Source organism: Bacillus sp. DX4.1 (assembly GCF_030348195.1).
Lineage (GTDB): Bacteria > Bacillota > Bacilli > Bacillales > Bacillaceae_G > Bacillus_A.
The window spans coordinates 4870865-4893235 of sequence record NZ_JAUCFT010000008.1; the positions used below are offsets into that span (position 1 = coordinate 4870865).

The 22371-nt window shown below is 37.7% G+C and carries 21 protein-coding genes and 1 pseudogene; 9 read left to right on the plus strand and 13 right to left on the minus strand.

What is annotated here, in order from left to right; genetic code table 11:
* Positions 1 to 22: 22 nt before the first annotated feature.
* Positions 23 to 697, minus strand: coding sequence for a site-2 protease family protein (locus tag QUF99_RS27785; RefSeq protein ID WP_289374400.1), 675 nt, complete (start codon positions 695 to 697; stop codon positions 23 to 25).
* A gap of 108 nt (positions 698 to 805) precedes the next feature.
* On the opposite strand from QUF99_RS27785, the gene QUF99_RS27790 reads away from it, so the two are divergent.
* Complete coding sequence (locus QUF99_RS27790) at positions 806 to 991, plus strand: 2-hydroxymuconate tautomerase (RefSeq protein ID WP_001147171.1); 186 nt, start codon at positions 806 to 808, stop codon at positions 989 to 991.
* Positions 992 to 1032: 41 nt separating this feature from the next.
* On the opposite strand, the gene QUF99_RS27795 is transcribed toward QUF99_RS27790, so the two are convergent.
* From QUF99_RS27795 to QUF99_RS27820, 6 genes are all read right to left on the minus strand, one after another.
* The gene (locus QUF99_RS27795) at positions 1033 to 2337 is read right to left on the minus strand and encodes an HD domain-containing protein (protein WP_289374401.1); all 1305 of its coding nucleotides are present in this window, start codon (positions 2335 to 2337) and stop codon (positions 1033 to 1035) included.
* Positions 2338 to 2530: 193 nt separating this feature from the next.
* Positions 2531 to 3472 carry an ABC transporter substrate-binding protein gene (locus QUF99_RS27800; protein ID WP_289374402.1) on the minus strand — a complete coding sequence of 314 codons (942 nt, stop codon included), beginning with the start codon at positions 3470 to 3472 and terminating at the stop codon, positions 2531 to 2533.
* Positions 3473 to 3683: 211 nt separating this feature from the next.
* Positions 3684 to 4496: an ABC transporter ATP-binding protein gene (locus QUF99_RS27805; protein WP_289374403.1), complete on the minus strand. Its 813-nt coding sequence runs from the start codon at positions 4494 to 4496 to the stop codon at positions 3684 to 3686.
* Positions 4497 to 4511: 15 nt separating this feature from the next.
* Positions 4512 to 5528 (minus strand): FecCD family ABC transporter permease, encoded by a 1017-nt coding sequence (locus QUF99_RS27810; RefSeq protein ID WP_289374404.1) that lies wholly within the window; start codon positions 5526 to 5528, stop codon positions 4512 to 4514.
* The gene (locus QUF99_RS27815; RefSeq protein ID WP_289374405.1) at positions 5525 to 6583 is read right to left on the minus strand and encodes a FecCD family ABC transporter permease; all 1059 of its coding nucleotides are present in this window, start codon (positions 6581 to 6583) and stop codon (positions 5525 to 5527) included. Before QUF99_RS27815 ends, QUF99_RS27810 begins: the two co-directional genes overlap by 4 nt.
* Positions 6584 to 6914: 331 nt before the next feature.
* Positions 6915 to 7139, minus strand: a complete 225-nt coding sequence (locus tag QUF99_RS27820) for a YuzB family protein (protein ID WP_289374406.1) — start codon at positions 7137 to 7139, stop codon at positions 6915 to 6917.
* A gap of 320 nt (positions 7140 to 7459) precedes the next feature.
* Here QUF99_RS27820 and QUF99_RS27825 point away from each other — a divergent pair, with 320 nt between their 5' ends.
* On the plus strand, positions 7460 to 8134 hold the full coding sequence (locus tag QUF99_RS27825; RefSeq protein WP_289374407.1) for an RsfA family transcriptional regulator: 675 nt from the start codon (positions 7460 to 7462) through the stop codon (positions 8132 to 8134).
* Between the two features lie 30 nt (positions 8135 to 8164).
* On the opposite strand, the pseudogene QUF99_RS27830 reads toward QUF99_RS27825, so the two are convergent.
* Positions 8165 to 8760: pseudogene (locus QUF99_RS27830) on the minus strand (lipoprotein BA_5634 family protein).
* A 179-nt stretch (positions 8761 to 8939) separates the two neighbouring features.
* Between QUF99_RS27830 and lipL the strand changes: the two are divergent.
* Positions 8940 to 9785 carry an octanoyl-[GcvH]:protein N-octanoyltransferase gene (gene lipL / locus QUF99_RS27835; protein ID WP_289374408.1) on the plus strand — a complete coding sequence of 282 codons (846 nt, stop codon included), beginning with the start codon at positions 8940 to 8942 and terminating at the stop codon, positions 9783 to 9785.
* A gap of 32 nt (positions 9786 to 9817) precedes the next feature.
* Here lipL and pta read toward each other — a convergent pair whose 3' ends face one another.
* Positions 9818 to 10789 (minus strand): phosphate acetyltransferase, encoded by a 972-nt coding sequence (gene pta / locus QUF99_RS27840; protein WP_289374409.1) that lies wholly within the window; start codon positions 10787 to 10789, stop codon positions 9818 to 9820.
* Positions 10790 to 11091: 302 nt separating this feature from the next.
* On the opposite strand from pta, the gene hemQ reads away from it, so the two are divergent.
* The 3 genes from hemQ to gerQ all read left to right on the plus strand — a co-directional run bounded on the left by hemQ (position 11092) and on the right by gerQ (position 12978).
* Complete coding sequence (gene hemQ / locus QUF99_RS27845; RefSeq protein WP_289374410.1) at positions 11092 to 11835, plus strand: hydrogen peroxide-dependent heme synthase; 744 nt, start codon at positions 11092 to 11094, stop codon at positions 11833 to 11835.
* Positions 11836 to 12091: 256 nt separating this feature from the next.
* A complete protein-coding gene (locus QUF99_RS27850) occupies positions 12092 to 12514 on the plus strand; it encodes a cell wall hydrolase (RefSeq protein WP_289374411.1) in 423 nt (140 codons plus the stop codon).
* 26 nt (positions 12515 to 12540) lie between these two features.
* Positions 12541 to 12978 (plus strand): spore coat protein GerQ, encoded by a 438-nt coding sequence (gene gerQ / locus QUF99_RS27855; RefSeq protein ID WP_289374412.1) that lies wholly within the window; start codon positions 12541 to 12543, stop codon positions 12976 to 12978.
* Between the two features lie 194 nt (positions 12979 to 13172).
* On the opposite strand, the gene QUF99_RS27860 is transcribed toward gerQ, so the two are convergent.
* The 3 genes from QUF99_RS27860 to QUF99_RS27870 all read right to left on the minus strand — a co-directional run bounded on the left by QUF99_RS27860 (position 13173) and on the right by QUF99_RS27870 (position 14898).
* Positions 13173 to 13541, minus strand: coding sequence for a DUF423 domain-containing protein (locus QUF99_RS27860; protein WP_289374413.1), 369 nt, complete (start codon positions 13539 to 13541; stop codon positions 13173 to 13175).
* Positions 13542 to 13605: 64 nt separating this feature from the next.
* Positions 13606 to 13899, minus strand: a complete 294-nt coding sequence (locus QUF99_RS27865; protein ID WP_289374414.1) for a YwdI family protein — start codon at positions 13897 to 13899, stop codon at positions 13606 to 13608.
* Positions 13900 to 13905: 6 nt separating this feature from the next.
* Positions 13906 to 14898, minus strand: a complete 993-nt coding sequence (locus tag QUF99_RS27870; RefSeq protein WP_289374415.1) for a potassium channel family protein — start codon at positions 14896 to 14898, stop codon at positions 13906 to 13908.
* 96 nt (positions 14899 to 14994) lie between these two features.
* On the opposite strand from QUF99_RS27870, the gene QUF99_RS27875 reads away from it, so the two are divergent.
* The 3 genes from QUF99_RS27875 (at position 14995) to QUF99_RS27885 (ending at position 18092) form a co-directional block, all read left to right on the plus strand.
* The gene (locus QUF99_RS27875; protein ID WP_289374416.1) at positions 14995 to 16278 is read left to right on the plus strand and encodes a purine/pyrimidine permease; all 1284 of its coding nucleotides are present in this window, start codon (positions 14995 to 14997) and stop codon (positions 16276 to 16278) included.
* Positions 16279 to 16624: 346 nt separating this feature from the next.
* Positions 16625 to 17446, plus strand: a complete 822-nt coding sequence (locus tag QUF99_RS27880) for a Cof-type HAD-IIB family hydrolase (RefSeq protein ID WP_289374417.1) — start codon at positions 16625 to 16627, stop codon at positions 17444 to 17446.
* Positions 17447 to 17798: 352 nt separating this feature from the next.
* On the plus strand, positions 17799 to 18092 hold the full coding sequence (locus tag QUF99_RS27885) for a DUF3817 domain-containing protein (RefSeq protein ID WP_289374418.1): 294 nt from the start codon (positions 17799 to 17801) through the stop codon (positions 18090 to 18092).
* A gap of 150 nt (positions 18093 to 18242) precedes the next feature.
* Here QUF99_RS27885 and QUF99_RS27890 read toward each other — a convergent pair whose 3' ends face one another.
* The gene (locus tag QUF99_RS27890; RefSeq protein ID WP_289374777.1) at positions 18243 to 22028 is read right to left on the minus strand and encodes a PA14 domain-containing protein; all 3786 of its coding nucleotides are present in this window, start codon (positions 22026 to 22028) and stop codon (positions 18243 to 18245) included.
* Between the last annotated feature and the right edge of the window lie 343 nt (positions 22029 to 22371).

The following is a 22371-nucleotide window of genomic DNA, read 5'->3' on the forward strand; positions in this document are numbered from 1 at the left end:
AAAACTCCTCCTCACTGCCCCATTAAAATAATCCGAATAACGGCGCAATTATACTTTCTAAAATGCCTAATACATAGGGAATTATTACTTGGAAAATAGGTTGAATTGTGTAACGATCTAGCGGTGTGATTACAAGAATTAATAAAATAATCGCACCATATTTTTCATACTGTGTCATTTTCGCCCGAGCACTTGCCGGCGCTAAATCTTCAACAACTCGATAGCCGTCAAGTGGCGGAATTGGCAATAAATTGAAAATGAATAGCACAATGTTAATCCCAATGAAAATTTGGAAAAATTGACCTAATGTTTCTGCAACAGCATACGGAATCGCAGCTAATACGCCAAATTTTATTAAGCTATACCAAACAATTAATCCAATGGCGCTTAACACGAAATTACTAAATGGACCTGCTAAAGAAACAAGAATCCCCGCCAAGCGTGGTCTTTTGAAGTTATAAGGATTGACTGGCACCGGACGTGCCCAACCAAATCCAATTAATAACACGGCGATAATCCCAATTGGATCTAGATGCGCCATTGGAGATAACGTTAAACGCCCTTGCCTTTTCGCTGTGTCATCGCCAAATTTATATGCAACATAAGCATGTGCAAATTCATGTACGGACAGTGCCATTATAACTGCCAGTGCTAATAGTGGTAATTGGTGCAGTGGATACGCAAAAAAGTGTTCCATACTTCATCTCCCTTTGGTTATAGTAAAAAAGAAAATATTTTTTTCTGATTGTTCTCTTTCAAAATCCGTTATAATAAGATGGTAACCTACATAAAAGGAGCGATATATATGCCATATGTAACAGTGAAAATGCTAGAAGGACGCACAGAAGAGCAAAAGAAAGCCCTTGCTGAGAAAGTAACAGCGGCAGTAAGCGAAACGACTGGTGCTCCAGAAGAAAATATCGTTGTCTTCATCGAAGAAATGTCTAAAAACCATTATGCTGTCGGTGGAAAACGCTTAAGCGACAAATAATTTCTATCTTCTAGAATAAGAAGCAGTTCTAGGACTACTTCTTATTCTTTTCCTTCTAATAACTGAATAATTTTCTCTTTATATTTTCCTTTTCGACCATCTTCATAGATTAAATCATGCGGATAAAAGAGTTTTTGATCCGTTCTCTTCTTACCCGTAATCGCTTCTACAATATCAGATTCACGTGAAAGTTCACGAAGTTCTCCGTTTGGCATCAGAAGTAAAATCGGGAGGCGCTCCTCTTCTTCCCCCGCACGGTAAAAGTCGTACGGCAAGTCCGATGTAGAATCAACCACTAAATAATACTCTGGATCCAAACCAATTTTTTTAAATAAACTACTTAATTCCGCCCAATTATTCAAGCCATGTTTCTCTGTAAACTCTACATATTTAAAAAGGTTTCGATTCATAAAGCGGCGACACAAATCACTTAAAATAGTATCTTCTTCATCCTGCCATACTTGGAAGTAGTAATACATAATATTCTCATCTAGCTTTATGTAATCCTCTACCGTTACTTCTTCCTCAAATAAAGAGTAAAAGTGAACAGGATGATGCTTAAATGCATAATACTGCTCATGCAATGTTTTTGCACGGTGTAAGATTTTCGTTAAAATGACTTCTGCGCTGCGTGTTACCGGATGGAAATACACTTGCCAGTACATTTGATAACGGCTCATAATATAATGCTCAACAGCATGCATACCGCTATTTTTAATAACGACTTGATCTCCGTACGGTCGCATAACACGTAATATACGCTCCATATCAAAGTTTCCGTATTTCACACCTGTAAAATATGCATCTCGTAATAAATAATCCATACGATCTGCATCAATTTGACTCGAGATCATACTAATCGCTAACTTATTGTTCGACGTTTTCGCAATGACATCTGCTACCTTTTGTGGAAACTCTTGATCAACACGGCTTAATACTGTATTGATTTCAGTGTCACCGACAATAATTTTTTGTGTAAACTTCTCATGATCTAATGAAAATACTTTTTCAAATGAATGAGAAAATGGGCCGTGTCCAACATCATGAAGCAATGCTGCACATAAACATAACAATCTATCTTCTGCATTCCATTCCGGTCTGCCATCAAATACATCATCAATCATACGACGAATAATTTCATATACACCTAATGAATGAGTAAAGCGACTATGTTCCGCACCGTGAAATGTAAAAAATGTCGTTCCAAGCTGCTTAATACGGCGCAGACGTTGAAATTCTTTCGTTCCGATTAAATCCCAAATCACGCGATCACGCACGTGCACATATTTATGTACTGGGTCTTTAAACACTTTTGTTTCGCTGAGTTTGTCGTTTAAATATACCATCGACTTCCCCCTTTCTTTACTTCATTCTTACTTTTATTATAAACGAAATAGGAAACAGAAAGAAACGAAAGACTGTATAAAGTAAAACTTTTCTCAGGAAGGGGTCCTGCCCATTAGTGGGGAATAAATCAATAATTGTGCTGTATATAAAGAAAAATCACCTTTGCCAAAGCGAAAGTGATTTTTCTTTATATTATTTTCCTAAAACGAAATCAGCAACTTCGTCTAAGATCATTTCTTTACCAAGTGGGAAGTATCCTTTGTTTAAATCTTCGTTTTTAATTGTAAACACGTGATTGTTCTTAACCGCGTTCATATTTTTCCAAATTGTTTCTTCTTGGAATTCTTTTAAGCGTTGTGAACCATCACCTGTTGTAAATACGAATAAGTAATCTGGGTTGTAGTCGATTAATGCTTCTTTTTGTACTTGTACTAATGGCTTATCAGTTGGCGTACCTTTAACAGCTGGAAGTTTTAAGTCCTTAAACAATACGCTACCGTAACCGTAGTCACCGTATACACGGAATGCATTTGGATATGCAGCCATTTTCATGAACGTCGCATCACCAGTTTTTGCAACGATTTCATCATGTAACTTGCTTGCTTTTTCGTCGTATTTCTTCAACCATGCAGTTGTTTCTTTTTCTTTACCAAAGATTTTACCTACTTCTTCAAACTTTGGACGCCATTGATCTAATGGAGTATTTAACATAACTGTTGGTGCAATCTTGGATAATTGATCGTAAATCTTTTCTTGACGGTTGTTCACAAGAATTACATCAGGTTTTGCAGCCGCTACGGCTTCAATATTGATTTTATCGCCCCAAGCAGAACCAACTGGTTTTACACCTTTTAATTTATCTGCAATATGTGCATCAATTTTCTCTTGAGACGTATTTGCAGTAATAATTGGCTTCATGCCAAAGATTAACAATTCTTCTGTTGAACCACTAAGGTCAGCAATTTTCTTTGGATTTGCAGGGATTTTAATTTCCCCTTTTGCGTGTTTTACAACCCGCTCTTCACTTTTCGCATCTGCTTTCTTTTCTTCTTTCTTATCAGAAGAACAAGCTGCAAATAATACAGAAGTAATAACTAGTAAGCATGCTAGTAATGTTACCTTAAATTTCTTCATATTTCCCTCTCCTTATGTATTGCATAATTTACTCTTATAAGATAAGAATATCTATAAGAAATCACTTTAAACAATAAATTTATATATACTTATTTATCGTTTAAAATGACCCATTCTAACGGGTGTTCGGTTTCCCACAGCGACTGAGAAACTCAACATCCATTAGAATCCCTCCCCCTATCAAGATATTGATAAAGGGGAAAGACTTCATTTACGCTTGTTTACGTAGTTGTTTATTTGTCATCGTTAAATCATACGTTAAGCAAATTGGTTTACAGTTTACAGGACATGGAACGATTTGTGCTTCAATCTCAAACACGTCACGAAGTGTTTCACACGTCATAACCTCATCCGGCGTCCCTTGCTTCATTAACTTTCCGCTCTTTAAAGCAATCATATGATCTGAAAAACGAGAAGCATGATTTAAATCATGAATAACCATAACAATTGTTCGGCCTTCTTCTTGATTTAATTTTTTCAATAAGTTTAACACTTCCAGTTGGTGAGCCATATCCAAGTATGTTGTCGGTTCGTCTAGCACAAGTAAATCTGTTCCTTGCGCAAGAGCCATCGCAATCCAAACGCGCTGACGCTGTCCACCTGATAGGGCTTCCGCTGGACGATTCGCAAACTCTGTCATACCCGTCACTTCAAGTGCCCAGTGAATATAACGATAATCTTCTTCCCTTAACGTCCCAAAGCCCTTTTGATGTGGGAAACGGCCATATGACACCAGTTCAAATACAGTCAGACCGGTTGGCACTTCTGCAGTTTGTGGCAAAATCGCCATTTTCTTCGCGATTTCTTTTGTCGGCTGTTTCTCAATTGCTTTCCCATCAAGATAAACAGTACCTCGTTTTGCTTTTAAAATACGAGAAGCTGTTTTTAACAAAGTGGATTTTCCGCATCCGTTCGGTCCAATAATCGTTGTAATTTTCCCTTCTGGAATTTCAACTGACAATCCATCAATAATTAATCCTTCATTATAGCCAACAGATACTGAATCAACCGCTAAAGTTGCCATATAAAATGCCTCCCTTTATTTTGTTTTAATAAGTAAATAAATGAAATATGGTGCACCAATAACAGAAATAACAAGACCGACCGGTATTTCTGATGTCGTTAATACACTACGTGAAATCAAATCTGCAAACAATAGTAAAAACGTTCCAATTAGTGCAGCTGTCGGTAACATAATTTGATGCTTTCCTCCAACAAGGCGTCTCGCTAGATGCGGTGCCATTAAACCAATAAAACCAATTCCACCAGCTACTGCAACGGATGCCCCCGCTAAACAAACTGCAATAAATAATAGTTTACGTCGTTCTCTCTCTACATTTACACCAAGTCCAACTGCCGCACCATCGCCTAAATTCATAATGTTTAACACGTGCGCTTTTCGAATGGCAATAGGTAAAAAGATCAGCATCCATGGAAGTACACTAAGTACGAATTTCCAATCTGTACCCCATAAGCTTCCCGTTAGCCAAATTGTTGCGAAGCGGAAATCATTCGATGTCATTTTCATTGAAAAAATTAAGCTAGCTGCACTAAAACCAGCTGCTACTGCAATACCTACAAGAATTAAACGAGTAGGTGAAACGCCATTTTTCCATGCTAATGCATAAATAATAACCGCTGCCAGTACTGCACCAACCAAAGCGAAAAACGGAAGAATAAATACTGATAGAAGGGAACCAGTTCCCACTTTTCCAAAAAAGAAATATACGAATACAACAACCGTTAATCCTGCTCCGGCATTAATTCCGATGATTCCTGGATCAGCAAGTGGATTTCGTGATAACCCTTGCATAATCGCACCTGATACAGCTAATGCTGAACCGACTAGTATAGCAATGACCATACGCGGCATCCGAAATTCAAATAAAATGACTGACTGATCTTCTGCTCCAAGCCCAACTAATGATTTCAATACGTCCATTGGTGGGATTTTAAACGTTCCTGTATTTAAACTAATAAGGAAAACTGCAAAAATTAAAAAGGTTAAAAGTGTTACGATAGAAATATTCTTTCTTGTTAAGACGCTTGTCCTCACATTTTTCCTCTCCCTTCATTACGTGCTAAGTAGAGGAAGAATGGAACGCCAATTAGTGCAGTAATTGCTCCAATTGGTGTTTCAAACGGCGGATTAATAATACGAGATAACATATCCGCACACTCAATTAACAATCCACCTAATATAGCAGAACATGGAATAACCCATCTATAATCTGATCCGACAAGAAAACGTGTCATATGTGGAATCACAAGCCCAACAAATCCAACCGATCCTGCCATAGATACTGCAGAACCTGTTAAAACAAGAACAAGTACAGTTCCGATAAATTTAATTAGTGTTGTATTTTGTCCAAGTCCAATTGCAATTTCTTCACCGAAACTTAGAATTGTAATGTATCGTGACATCATAATTGCAATAAGAAGACAAACAAGTCCGATTGGTAATAGCATATTAATGCTTTCCCACTTTACACCAGCAACGCCACCCGCATTCCACATACTCACTTCTTGAGCAAGGTTGAAATACAAAGCAATACCAGATGAAATCGCTCCTAATAAGGCACTGATTGCTGCCCCAGCTAATGCTAGTTTAACAGGTGTTAATCCACCTGGTGAAGCTGCTCCAATTCCATATACAATACTTGCGCCAAATGCCGCTCCGATAAAAGAAGCAATTACAAATATTAAATATGGGGAATTAGGGAAAAACGCATACATAATCGCAATCCCAAATACGGCCCCATCCGTAATCCCCATTAATGATGGAGATGCAAGTGGATTTCGCGTCATACCTTGCATAATCGCGCCTGATACAGCTAAAAAAGCTCCAGCAACAACACCACCAATTGCCCTAGGCATACGAAGCTCTCGAATTACATTATGATGCGTCACAGACCCATCAAACTGAAACACAGCTTGCCATACCGTTTTCAAACTAATATCTGCTGCTCCAAATGAGATTGACATAGCCATACTTAAGGCCAATAAGATTGTACCAGCTATTAATATAATAGTGGCAACAAGCGGCCGACTCTTAATTTCTTTCGCATTTACTTCTTCTTGTTGTTCTATCTTCCTCGCACTTGCTTCCATCCCTTAACCATCCTAATCCAAAGCATATATTTAATAAAATGAGATTTATTCTTAAGAAAAAACAAAAAGAAAATTGGGTTTATCTACCCGATTTGATAATGATTCTCATAATCACACTTTCTATTCTACATATTGGCATAAAAGACTGTCAACCATTATTTTGTAATATAAAACTTATGTACTTTATACGAAACCGATGTCACAAAATAAGAAGAATTCGTTGTAAAAACCATCTTGCACAACCAACTTATCCCCTACTCCTCATTATATTGCGATAAGGATTTTTCATTGAAAATAAAAAAGAAGAGCAATATATTCGCTCTTCTTTTCCTTATTTATTTAATTTCGCTTCAATTTTTTTAAGTAATTCATCTTCATTTGGTGCTGCAACCGGACGGTTATTGACAAAAGCGAATGATTTTTTACGACCTGGACCACAATAAGATTGGCATCCAACTTCAATGTCTGCACATGAATCTATCTTTTTCAAACGTGGTATCAACGTCTTAATATTCGTTGCCTGACAATCATCACACACACGAAATTCGTTTCCCATTATTATAACACTTCCTCTATTTTAAACTTTTCACAAGTACATTTAACAATAAACACTAAATGGTATTTTACCGCTCTTTGGGACGGGATGCAAGTTTTCCTACACCGCTATTTACCTGTAATATCTTCTTGTATCATCATATAAAGCGCTCATTTTTCCAATTCATCTTCCCCCTACTTCTCCGATTAATCCGTATACCGCATACAACCGGGGTTTCACTTTATCAAAATCTACTATATTTTTAAAAGCTTTGTATAAAAGCAATTTCTTTTGTCCATTATAAAAATAGGAAGTTCATAAAAAGAAAGGGAGCTGAATCTATGAAAGTAAGACAAGATGCTTGGACTGACGAAGACGATTTATTACTTGCTGAAACCGTACTACGTCATGTTCGAGAAGGAAGTACCCAATTAAATGCATTTGAGGAAGTTGGCGATCAGTTAAATCGTACATCAGCTGCTTGTGGTTTTCGCTGGAATGCTGTTGTTCGTTATAGCTATGAGCAAGCATTGCAGCTAGCAAAAAAACATCGAAAAGATAAAATGCGTGCCGCTGGTGGTGAACAAGCAAAAAAACGACTTCTCTATACCCCTCCAGCTTCAGCAGTAATTACAGTTGATGAAGAACCAATCACACATGAACTGTATGAGCCTATTCAACGTCCAGAACCAGTTGTATCCAAAAATGCTATGACTATGCAAGATGTCATTTATTTCTTACAAACGGTAGGATCTTCAAATGGAAAAGTATCCGCCCTTGAAAACGAGAATACAAGATTAAAACAAGAAATCGCTTCATACATGCTTCGAAATGATGAATTAGAAAAGAAACTGGAAAAGATAGAACAACAATCACACACGGTACAGGAAGATTACGAAACACTCATGAATATTATGAACCGTGCTCGTAAGTTAGCACTAATGGATGATGAAGAACGTACCCAAACATCATTTCGCATGGATCGAAATGGAAATTTAGAAAAGATTGCAGAATAAAAGGATGCGATGAACGCATCCTTTTTATTTTTATTTTGACTTTATCTCTACCATATGGACTTCTTCCACTTTAGAATCTCTCTTTATATCTGGAAAAATCTCTTTTTTCGGATTTTCTTTAAACTCTACTACCCCAATTGTTTTTACAGGTGCACTAATTGCTGAATATACTGTATCACTTACAACCGCATACATATCTGTATATTTACGTGCATCGCCGATAATAACATTACCTTCATATTTCATTTTTTTCCGTTAATTGTTACATCATTCTGCTCAGTTTTCGCAAATACAATCCCTGTATCATCAGAAACAGATGGTAATGTTTCAATTGGCTTCACATTGTCCCCATCTACTTTTCTCAGTATCTTTTCTTTCACAAGCTTGTCTGCTGTCGTTTTATTTATAATTAACACCTTTTGATCATTGAATTTATCAAATTTCGCTTCATATTTATTTTGAGACTCAATTTCTTTTTGATACTTCTCTATTGTTTGTTGTAGGACTGCATCATCACCATACATAATTACACCGTTTGCTTGCGGAGCAATCATATCCATAATGGAGCAACCACTAAATACTATAGCTGAAAGTGCCGCTACAAATCCTAATTTTACTTTTTTCATTTATATTCCTCCTAAACGATACTTGCTCCTTCCATTTTAACCACCAAAGTCGCCCTTACCAATTTAGTCTCCTTACAGTAACATTACAATTCCGTAAGGTTCTTTTCACAACCACCCTCCCTCAGCTCTCTTTTTTGTTATAATAAAGATTGTCATTTTATAGATAAGGGGTTAGTTACATGAGCAATTCCCGTTCGATTTTATCTCAACCAGAGTGGCGCATTGTTGATCAGTCTAGTTTAGGACCAACCTTTCATGCCCTGCAGTCATTCGCAATGGATGACACGCTATGCACGACAGTTGGAAATGGTACATCCGCTGCAACAATGCGCTCTTGGGTTCATCACAATACAATTGTTCTTGGCATTCAAGATTCACGCCTTCCTCATTTAAGTAAAGGGATTTCTTTCTTACAAAGCAACGACTTCAATGTCATCGTCCGAAATTCAGGTGGCCTTGCTGTCGTACTAGATGAAGGTGTTTTAAATGTATCACTTCTATTTCAAGAAACAGAAAAAGGAATTGATATTGATCTTGGATATGATACGATGTGGCATTTAATTAAAGAAATGCTAAAAGATTACGATGTCAACATAGAGGCGAAAGAAATTGTTGGCTCTTATTGTCCTGGAAGCTATGATTTAAGCATCGGTGATCAGAAATTCGCTGGTATTTCACAGCGCCGCATTCGCGGAGGGGTTGCTGTACAAATTTATTTATGTGCAACAGGAAGTGGCTCCGAACGTGCGGCACTTGTTCGTGATTTTTACAACTTAGCAATTCAAGGAGAAGAAACAAGGTTTACGTATCCTGAAATTGTCCCAAGTACAATGGCTTCTTTATCTGAATTACTTGGTGAAACAATTACAGTTCAAGATTTAATGATGCGTCTCTTACAAACATTGCAGCACTTTACGCCGCAATTAACACCATCACAGCTAACAATAGACGAGGTTCCGTTATATGAACTTCACTTGCAGCGTATTATTGATCGGAATAATAAAGCACTCAGTCTTGAGAAATAACAAAAGCCCCGCATATGCGGGGCTTTTGACTTTTATAGTGCTTGAGCTGCTGTAATTAGAGCTAACTTGTACACTTCTTCTTCGTTACAACCGCGAGATAAGTCGTTTACTGGCATGTTTAAGCCTTGTAAGATTGGTCCCACTGCTTCGAAGTTACCTAAACGCTGTGCAATTTTGTAGCCGATATTACCAGCTTCTAAGCTTGGGAATACGAATACGTTAGCATCACCTTTAATAACAGAACCTGGTGCTTTTTTCTCAGCTACAGATGGCACAAATGCAGCGTCGAATTGGAATTCACCGTCTAATGTTAATTCAGGAGCCATTTCTTTTGCAATGCGTGTTGCTTCTACAACTTTTTCTGTTTCTGGAGATTTCGCAGAACCTTTTGTAGAGAAGCTTAACATTGCAACGCGTGGATCAATGCCGAATAGTTCAGCAGTTTTTGCACTTTCAATACCGATTTCAGCTAAATCTTGGCTGTTTGGTGCAATATTGATTGCGCAGTCAGCGAATACATACTTTTCATCTTCACGTACCATAATGAATACGCCAGAAGTTTTTGTAACGCCTGGTTTTGTTTTAATGATTTGAAGTGCTGGACGAACTGTGTCAGCTGTAGAATGAGCTGCACCACTTACTAAACCGTGTGCTTTGCCCATGTATACAAGCATCGTACCGAAGTAGTTTTCGTCTTTTAAGATTTCACGAGCAGCTTCTTCTGTTGCTTTGCCTTTACGGCGTTCAACGAAAGATGCTACCATTGCATCCATTTCTTCATATGTAGCTGGGTCGTAAATCGTAACGCCTGCTAATGTTAAATTCATGCTAGCAGCTTTTGCGCTAATTTCTTCTTTATTACCAACTAAGATTGGCTTTACTAATTCTTCTTTTGCTAAACGCTCTGCAGCGCCTAAAATTCTTTCATCAGTTCCTTCAGGAAGTACGATAGAAATGCCTTTTCCTTGAACTTTTTCTTTTACAGTTGTAAATAAATTGCTCACGAATAAACCCTCCTACAAATGTTTAAAAAAACTCCATCTTTAAGCATACTGCTTTTCGACTCTATTTTAAACTTATAGCTTCGAAAAAATAGGCAAAATATAAATGATTATATTTTCATAAAATTCAGTTCTGACAATTCCTCCTTATAAAAGGAAAAAAAGGCGTATATCGTACACTCTCTAACCACTTAATAGGATTCGAAAAATGTGACAATTTTATGCGAATGAGCTTTACATACATGATTTTAAAACTATATATGCTATAGTTAACGTGTAAACTATCATTAACTGAGGTGACCTAAATGAGTGAAGCAGCAAAAACGTTAGATGGTTGGTATTGTCTACATGACTTCCGTTCTATTGACTGGGCAGCATGGAAAACATTATCTAGTGATGAACGCGGACAAGCAATGTTTGAATTTTTAAACATCATTGAGAAATGGAATAACACAGCGGCTGCAAAACAAGGTAGCCATGCAATGTATACAATTGTTGGTCAAAAAGCAGATATCATGTTTATGGTTTTACGTCCAACAATGGAAGAATTAAATGAAATTGAAGCAGAATTAAATAAAACAACATTAGCTGAATATATGGTTCCTGCCTACTCTTACGTATCTGTTGTTGAGTTAAGTAACTATCTTCCAGCTGACGAAGATCCATATCAAAACCCACAAGTTCTTGCACGTTTGTACCCTGAATTACCAAAGGCAAATCATATTTGCTTCTATCCAATGGACAAACGTCGCCAAGGTGATGACAACTGGTACATGCTACCGATGGAAGATCGCAAAAAGTTAATGTACAGCCATGGCAAGATCGGTCGTCAATATGCAGGTAAAGTTCGTCAAATCATTACTGGTTCTGTTGGCTTTGATGATTATGAGTGGGGTGTAACACTATTTGCTGATGACATCCTTCAATTCAAAAAACTTGTATATGAAATGCGCTTTGATGAAGTAAGTGCCCGCTATGGTGAATTTGGAACATTCTTCGTTGGGAATATCTTACCAAGCGAAAAAGTGGCAAAATTTTTATATGTATAATGTCAAAAAGGAACGAATTTCGTTCCTTTTTCTTTTTCCCCCGCATTAACGAGTAGTAATACCCCCACCTCAAAGTTTTGCAAGAAGCAAAGAAGTTAGGTGAAGGATAAACTACCAAATCCCCTCATCCTAAAACTTCGTTTGGTTGTCATATCTAGCGTCTTTTTCTCATACGTATGAACTAGTAATTGTTCTACACTTCACCTTGAAACAAACCTCTTTCTCTAGTGCAAACAAAAAAGAAAGGTGAGACATAATGGGTGTCATCGCGCATACAGAAGAACATGTAAAATTACTAGCAAGACTCATGCGAGCAGAAGCTGAGGGAGAAGGACAACAGGGCATGTTGATGGTTGGTAATGTCGGTGTAAACCGTGTCAGAGGAGATTGCTTAGATTTTAAAAAGGTACGTAATCTACGTCAAATGGTATTTCAAAGCCCTGGTGGATTTGAAGCAACACAAAAAGGGTATTTTTATCAGCGGGCTCGCGAGCAAGATATCACTCTTGCAAGACGTGTCATCCAAGGACAACGCTTTTGGCCTGCTAACTTTGCTTTGTGGTTCTTTCGCCCAGAAGGTCCTTGTCCACCAACTTGGTACAATCAGCAAAACTCTGGTCGTTTTAAAAAACATTGCTTTTTCCAACCGTCTGGTGAGAATTGTCCAGGAGTATATTAAAGAGTGGAATCAAGGAGGGATTTGAAATGGCACAGCAACAAAACCCGTACTATGGAACTGGCTTTTATCAACCGGCAGGAGGGTATATACAACAAGGACAACAACCGATGACAGCGCAGCAGCAACAAGCGATGCAACAACAGGCGATGCAACAACAGGCGCAACAGCAGGCAGCAATACAACAAGGAATGCTTCCTCTAGAGCAATCTTATATCGAAAATATCCTTCGTTTAAACAAAGGAAAACTGGCAACTATCGTTATGACATATGAGCGTGGAAGTTCTCTTGGTACGCAATCCTATACAGGAATTATTGAGGCGGCTGGGCGTGATCATATCGTCATCAGTGAACCAAAATCTGGAAAACGCTACTTATTACTTATGATTTACTTAGATTATGTAGAATTCCCTGGAGAAATTAATTATTTACCTGGGCAACAAGCAACCTATGCCCCAAGATCATAAAAAAGCTGGCATTTGCCAGCTTTTGTTTTTTGTTCTTATAGGAGATGTTCAAAAAGTCCGGTAAAGATGGCTGCCCTATTTCTTCGTTGCGTCGCCAGTCCGGTACTCGTGTAGTTCCATCTACACTCCATATCCTCCTGGCTTCCGCGCCTCGAACTACTCAGCTCTCTTTATCCTCCTTTTGAAACAAGCACTTATAGTCCTTTTGCAACTGCAGTTCCAAGTAAAATCCAGCCAACAATAAAGGCAACACCGCCAAGTGGCGTAATCGGACCAAAAAATTTAATCCCTGTCGTACTTAACGCATATAGGCTTCCGGAGAACATAATAATTCCTGCTACCATAAACCAGCCTGCTGTACTAAGAAGCGACGATTGGATTTTATCCATTAGTAATGCAATGACGAACAATCCCCCCGCATGAAACATTTGGTATGTAACACCCGTTTTCCACACATCTAACATTTTCGCAGAGATCTTATTTTCTAAACCATGTGCACCAAAAGCCCCTAATACTACAGCTAACCCTGCTGCAATGCAGCCTAATAAGAAGAAAATTTTCATTTGAATCCCCCTTTTTTATCTTTATGATAAGAAATTTTCACGTATAATCCAACCATTTCGCCTTTTAAAAATCAAATAAAGATTTACCGTTTGCATCCGCTTCTTTTATATATACTGGTTCCCCTGAAACCGGCGTAATCGGTTGAACTGGCGTCATTGGATACGATGTTATGACCTGTGCTTGCGATTGTACTTTCGGCTCCATATACATAGGAGATTCTGTCTGTTCTTCCAGTAATAAATCACATAAGGCTCGAACAACTAAAAGATGTTCTTTTGATTTATGTCCTTCACTACCTTTTGCTTTTGCAATTTCATTTGCCATTTTATTCAAAATTTTATCGCTAGATATTTGCATTCTTTATCACCTCATGCTTTGTAGTTCGTTCTCAAATTGTCCCAGCTTCTCCACTGAACCAAATACTATTATCATATCACGTTCTTGTAGTTTTTCCTTCCCTGTTGGGTTATGAATAATATTTCCATCACGTAAAATAGCTAAAATCGTAACATCAAAGCGATTTCTGATATTGCTATCCATCAATGTTTTTCCGATTACAGAAGCCCTGGAACCAATTTGAACCTCTTCAATCGCAAAAGCTTGTTCCGCTCCATATAGCACTGTATCAATATAATGAACCGTTAATGGATTTGCGATTCCTTTTGCAATATGAACCCCGGCCATACTTGATGGGTTAATAACTTTATTTGCACCAGCACGGCGCAGCTTCTCTTCAGTTTCCGGCTTTTCAGCTCTAGCTACAATTTTAATATTGCTATTCAGTCCTCTGGCTGTTAATGTAATAAAAACATTTTCCGCATCATTTGCAACGATCGCCACTAAACCTGCAGCTCTTGCAATTCCAGCCTTATGTAACACTTGGTCTTCGGTAGCATCACCTTGTACATATAGAAGCTTTTCTTTTTCTAGCACTGCTTCTTCTCTATCTACGACAACAAATGGAATCTTTTTTTCTTGTAATTCCTGCACCACCTGTAACCCAACTCTACCACACCCACATACAATAATATGATCGTTTAGCTTCGCTATTTGCTTATCCATCTTCTTCCTCCGCACCACTTGAAATAAATCCCCCTCAACAATCATCGCCGCTACTACCCCAATTGCATACGTAACAATCCCTACACCAACCGGAATAATAAGAAGTGCGAAAATCTTTCCTGCTTGCGTTAACGGAACTGCATCTCCGTATCCAACTGTTAAAACGGTAATCATCGTCATCCAAAAGGCTTGAAACAAACTAATCTCTTCTATCATCACAAATCCAATGGTTCCAAGGACTACAACGAAACACATACATATAACTGCAATCCATAATTGCTTACGTGCACTCATACTATTCTTTCAACTCTTTTCTCTACATACAATCTTTGCCACAGGAAATAAAATACGTATATACTAGAAGCGGAATCTACGAAAGAGGTTGATATAATGAAAACATTTCTTTCTGCCCTGCAATGGGCATTGTTTATTTTGGCTGGTAGCCTCATTGTCCCCATTAGCGTTGCCGCCAGCTATGGACTAGAGGGTGCTGAAGCCATTGCATTTGTCCAGCGAACATTATTTGTCCTTGGTTTTGCTGGCCTATTGCAAGCTGTATTTGGTCATCGCCTTCCAATTCAAGAAGGACCAGCTGGCCTTTGGTGGGGGATTTTCTCACTATATGCAAGCTTGGGTGTCGTATTATTTGGGTCAAATAGCGAAACACTTCGCGTCTTGCAATATGCCTTCCTACTAAGTGGAATTATTTGTATGCTTCTTAGCATCTTTGGACTCATTGACAAACTCGTTCGCTATTTTACACCAACAGTTATTGGAACGTATTTATTTCTTCTCGTTGCCCAGCTCAGCGGTTCCTTCCTAAAAGGAATGTTTGGACTGGATGGACAACATACAGAAGTGCAAACAAACGTATTCATTCTTTCACTCATTGTTATTTTACTATCTTTTTTCATTATGAAGCTACCTATTATTGGACAATATTCAGTTCTTTCCAGTATTGTCTTCGGATGGATTTTATTTGCCTTCTTCGGATTATCCAATCCAATCACACCGGTAACAGATATCATTCGTCTTCCATCGTTCTTCGTTTTTGGTACACCTCGGATCGAGTGGAATATGGTAATCACCGTTCTCTTCGTCACGTTATTGCTCCTGACAAATATGTTAGCAAGCATTCGCGTTGTACAGAAAGTTGTTTCCAAATATGAAGAAGGTGCGGTGAAAAATCGTTTTAAACAAGCTGGGATTATAACAGGTATCAATCAGTTACTTGGCGGTCTTTTCTCTGCCATTGGACCAGTTGCCATTTCAGGTTCAGCTGGATTTATTGCTACGACAAATATTTATAAACGACTCCCTTTTATACTAGGATCAAGCTTTATTTTACTGATTAGTATATTTCCAAAAGTTACATCGTTCTTTGCAGCAATTCCTGTAGCTGTTGGGTATGCTGCCATTTATCCTGTATTTGCAAGCATGATTGGCCTTGCTTTCCGGGAATATGAAACGGTGCAAGATAAAGAGCGTTTATTCCGCGTCGCTGGCCTATCTCTCTTTACAGGAATCGGGGTTATGTTTGTACCATCACAAGCATTCTCTACGCTTCCACCATTTTTAGCATCCTTTTTAAGCAATGGCCTTGTACTTGGTTCTGTAATGGCCATTCTACTCGAAGTATTATTTTCTCGTTCAAAAGAAAAACAAACATCGTAAATTGGAAAACCTCATTATATTGCACTCTACTTTAAGAGTTGTTACGATAGGATAGAATTATCATAGGCAGCACGATTTGTCCGCCCATGATAATTCGTTGTAACAATACGGAGATCACTCTATATAAATCCATGTTGATTTTTCGACATATAAGCCGCGGCTATGGATAACAAAAGGTGATCTGCACTCGTTTTCTCTCTTTGTTTTCACTTGGCATGGGGCAGGAAAAGGATCTGACCGCTTCTATGCATGGCCGGATGCTCTCTCCCACCTAAAGAGAAGGGGTTTATGTCGGTTTTTTAATTTGTATTTATATATTATTTCAACATAGAAAGGGCGTTTCTATATGTCTTATAAAATGATTGTTCTAGATTTAGATGATACATTACTTCGCGATGACCATACAATTTCACCACGTACGAAACAAGCCTTAATGCAAGCACAAGAGCAAGGAGTAAAAGTCGTACTCGCTTCAGGTCGTCCAACATTTGCAATGCGTCACATTGCAAAAGAACTTCGTCTAGAAGATTTCGGGAGCTTTATCTTATCGTTTAACGGTGCCAAAATTATAAACTGTAAAACAGATGAAGAGTTGTTCAGCAGTACGTTATCTCCTGAAATCGTTCACAATCTGTATAAAATAAGCCTTGATGAGAATGTCGGGATTCATACGTATATTGGCGATGACATCATAACAGAAGCAAATAACCAATATACAGAAATTGAAGCTACCATTACAGGCATGCCAATTATTGAGGTTGATAGTTTCACTAATGCAGTACAAGGGCCTGTTGTAAAAGTATTAATGGTAGAAGACCCGGAACATCTCGTGAAAGTAGAAGAGAAACTACAAAAACAATTAGAAGGTGAGTTAAGCGTGATGCGTTCTAAACCATTTTTCTTAGAGTTCACAGAGGCTGGTGTAACGAAAGGAACAAGCTTAAATCAACTGATCCAAAAACTTGGTATCGAGCGTGAAGAAGTAATTGCAATGGGCGACAGCTACAACGACCAAGCAATGATTGAATTTGCAGGTCTTGGCGTCGCAATGGGCAATGCACCGGCTGATATTAAAGAGATTGCAAACTACGTGACTGATACAAATATGAACGATGGCGTTGCGAAAGTTGTAGAAAAGTTTGTTTTAAATAGCAAAGTACTTGCATAAAAAGTAGTTAAACCTATTCAATTCCAAATTCATTCATAAAATCCCTTTTAAGTCAAATACTTCAAAGGGATTTTTATTTAAATTTAAATAGCTTTGTGAAGATATTTCGAACTTTACAACATTCACATAGTGCAAAGTTTATTTTCGGATATAATGAAACAAAACAGACTATTTTATTTTGAAAAAGAATACAAATTTACTATATGTACGTGTTCAAAAAGGAGGATACGGAGTGTAGCTCGAACTACATGAGTACCGGAGTGGCGGCGTAACGAAGAAATACGACAGCTATCTTTACCGGACTTTTTGAACATCCCCTATATACAAGCTCATATTATAAGGAGGCCGTTTCATGTTATCTACACCGATTGGGCGATTAAGAGCGATTGGATTAATTGAGGGAATTTCCTTTCTACTATTGTTATTTGTTGCAATGCCGTTAAAATATTTTGCTGGATTCTCGAAAGCTGTCTCTATTACAGGCATGGCTCACGGCGTACTATTCGTACTATTCGTCTTTGCTGTGATTCAAGTCATGATTGTACATCGCAAGTCTATTTTATGGGGTCTTGTTGCATTTATTGCGTCTGTTATCCCATTTGGTACGTTTATACTAGATGCAAAACTAAAAAATGAACAAAATTAAAAAAGAAAAAGGCTTATCAAAAAGGTATATTATACTCCCTTTTGATAAGCCCCTTTTCTTTTTTTATTCTCTATATTTCACACAAAAAAATTATCGTTAACATATCAATACTTTCATTATAAATAAAGTAAGTAGAAGTAGCCTTTTGAATTATAATCTATAAGATGATACGTTAATACCCTGCCACTCATAATAATCTAAAATACCAGAGTAGATTGCTTCTGCAGCACGTTGTCTCCAATATTCAGAAGTAAGTTTTCCATTATCTGATTCATTATCAATGAATGCAAGTTCTGTAAGAATGGCAGGCATTGTATTTTCACGAACCACGTGTAAATCTCCTTCTTTTACGCCACGATCTTTCGTATCTAAGGCTTCCACTAAGCGCTTTTGAATTTTTTCTGAAAGCACTTTACTTTCTTCTACATGTGGATTGCCATATCTACTATTACCACCCCAATAGTACGTTTCTGATCCATTAGCATCACCATTGAAGCCATTTGCATGAATGCTTACAAAAATATCACCGTTATTTTGTTCAGCAAATTCCACACGTTTTTTTAATGATTCTGCAGCAGTGTTACCTGGTCTCCAATCCCCATCTCGAGTTAGTAATACTTTAAATGGCGATTTACGATTAAATATTTCACGAACTCGTAAAGCAGCATCTAATACAACTTCATCTTCGTTCATTCCGTTACCTAAGCCCTCATGGCCGTTATCTATGCCACCATGACCAGGATCAATAATAATTGCTTTTCCATTTAACGGATCACGATTTTCATTAATTTTGATCAGTGATTCAGGTATCCATCCTTCTTGACCATTCACACGGATTTTAATCCAGTTATTTGGATCTTTCTGTAACACATCAACTACCGTTCCTTGTGAAGGTGTTCCCAATACATTATTCGGTTTACCAACACCTGTTGGATATGGCCAAGGTGCAGAACGAAACTCACTCGTTGTTTGTTTTAATTGACCTTTTGTATTCGGTTTATAGTCTGTATACGGAATATCTTTTGGAAGTTGGTGAGAATCAACTACCTCTTCACCATTCTTCGGTATAATATTTACTCCATCATATTCTCGTTTACTATATGGATGGATTTCTTCCATAAGGTTTGCAATTTTTGTTGCCCAACCTTTATCCGTTGAATAATTTGCATTTATATCTTTTAAAGTTACGCCTTTATATTGCCAATGTCCTGGCTCTAGGTAATACGCTCTTACATATGCAGCATTGTAATTAATACTTGCATTAAAGTTATTAAAGTAGCGCGCTAAGCCAAATGGATCGGAGTCTTCCGCACGAAGTCCAAATAAGTTATGTTTACGATAAGCAATTTCCGATCTACCATATCCAGATTCTAAAATTGCGTGCGATGCTAAAAATAACGCATTTACACCATATTTATTTTGAGCATCAATGAAATCTTGACCATGCCCCATAAGCGGACTGGAACCGTTTGTTCTTCTACTCACATAGTTCTCAATTTCTTGTGCTGTTACTTTCGAAGGCTTACGTAAATCTAACGTTTCGTACGGTTTATCGATATAGTAGTCAACCGATAGATTCGCTTGACCTGTCCCTTCAAAATACTCAACTCGCAGTTTATGCTGACCTTTTGTTAATGATATATTTCCTTTACGGATACCACTATCACTAGATTGCCAAGAATCAATAACAGCAAGATCATCCACATAAACACGAACTCCATCATCCGCTTTAACAGAGAATGTATAATCTCCACCATCAAAGTTTTCTGTTTTTGTAAATCGAGCTGAGAAGTCATCCGCTTTAATTCCTAGAATTGGCGAGCCGTATTTCCAATCAAAATTCAAGTAATCAATCTTCTGTAGTGCATTATTTCCACCCATAATAACTGAATCGCCTGTTAAATTCTTATTATTATAGAATTCACCTATCCAACTAGACGGATAGTTAACTTGACTATATGACTCTATACTGAATTCTACACGGCTTGCGCCTGTTTTCTCTAAATATTGAACCTCCACTAAGTGGGTATCTTTTTGATTTGTTGCTCCAAATGCCCAAGCTGCTGTTCCGTCATTAATATGAATTTTGCGTGCATATTCAGTAAATCCGTTTGGTCCCCAATGATCCAATACAGGTTTTCCATCAATAAAGACACGAATACCATCATCTGCGCGCCCACGAATCACATAATCACCAGCTGCAAGACGTTTTACAGTTGTATAACGTGCTGAAAAATTATCTGCTGGAACTTTTGCGGTTGGTGAACCAGTTCCATTATTTTCAGCTAATTTTTTTTCACTTCCTTGCGGTGCGATTACTTTTGCATCTACTGGGTAACCTGCTAAATCCGTATTAGGATAGTAATAAGCTAACCAATGATCAAAAGGAACAAAGTCAGAGAAAATGGCTGCTTGACCCGTATTTTCATAATAATTTGTTTGAATTTTATGATCTCCTTGCGAAACATTTGTAACGAGAGCACGATTAATCTCCCCTGCTTTATCAGACCAACGATCAATAACGTTTTTCCCATCAAAAGCAACTTTTACTCGATCATCCGCCAATGTATGCACAAAATAATCACCAGCATTCAAACTTCTAGATTGATCAAATTCAGCATAAAAGTCATCATCCGGATACTCAGGAGTAGGACCACTATATCCCCAATTGTAGTGAACATCCCCGCCTTTTTGGTAAAATGGCCCAGGAATTTTCTTATAATCTACCTGTAAATTAGCATTTCCTTTTTCTTCTAAGTATTCCACCTTAACCTTATGATCTCCGGCCTTCATAGGTACTCTCGCTTTACGAGCTTCATTATTACTCGGTTTCCAAGAATCAATAACCAGCTTGTCATCGACGTATACCCGTACACCATCATCTGCTTTTGCAGTAAACATATACTCGCCATCTTCAAAGCGAGCTATCTTTGTAAAACGTGCTGAAAAATTATCTGAAGAAATGGATTTATGTGGTGTCCCATATCCCCAGTTAAAATTAAGTGAATCTATTTTTTCAGAGGACTTATCGCCTCCAATAACAACTGCATCACCTTGTAATGCTTTATTATTGTAAAATTCACCAATCCAGCTCTTTGATTGTATTGCTTCTTTGTAGGGCTCAATACTAAAATCAACTTGGCTTCCACCTGTTTCTTCTAAATATTGAACTTCTACTAAATGTGTATCTTTTTCATTTGCTTTTCCAAATGCCCATCCTGCAGTCCCATCATCGATACGAATTTTTCGAGCATCTTCTTCTAACCAACCTGAACCCCAACGATCGAGTACTAATTTCCCATCAATGAATACACGAACTCCATCATCAACTCGTCCACGAATGACATACTCTCCAGCTGGAAGGCGTTTTACAGTCGTATAACGTGTTGAAAAATTATCTGCTGGAACCTTTGGGGTTGGTGAACCATAACCACTATTTTCAGCTAACTTTTTTTCACTTCCTTGCGGTGCAATTACTTTTGCATCTACTGGATAGCCTTCTAAATTTTTATTTGGATAATAATAAGCTAACCAATGATCAAAAGGAACAATATCTGAAAATACAGCAGCCTGTCCCGTATTTTCATAGAACTTTGTTTGAATCTTATGATTTCCATCTGTTACATTTTTGATAATTGCACGATCAATTTTCCCTGCTTCATCATACCAACGATCGATGACATCTTTTCCATCAAATGATACTTTCACACGATCGTCTGCCAATGTATGTATAAAATAATCACCAGCTTTTAACGATTGAGATTGATCAAAAATAGCAGTAAAATGGTCTGCTGACACTCCAGGCTTCGGGCTATCATACCCCCAATTATAATGCACATTTCCACCACGTTGTGTAAACGTATTAGAATCTGCCTCTACAGCAGCTGAAGTAAGGAATATGCCTGCTATAGCTACAGCTATAGGTACGTACCACATTTTCTTCACTCTTACATACTCCTTTTCTATGAAATTTTTTTCGGTAGTTTAATATGTAAATATTGTAATGTAAAATCCCTCCTTCTCCTCTTTTCTGTAATTTTCTGAAACATCTGGTTGAAATATGGTACAAGTCCTCTAACAGCGCAAAGCTGCATAGGAGCTATACAAATATTATAATATCAAATCTCCCTTTTCTCCTTTTCTGTAATTTTCTGAAACATCCAGTTGGAATATGGTACAAATCCTCTAACAGCGCAAAGCTAAACGATTATGTATTTTCTCTCTCCAAATAAAAAAAGACTACAAATTAAGTTCATTTCCAACTTGTAGTCTTCCATCT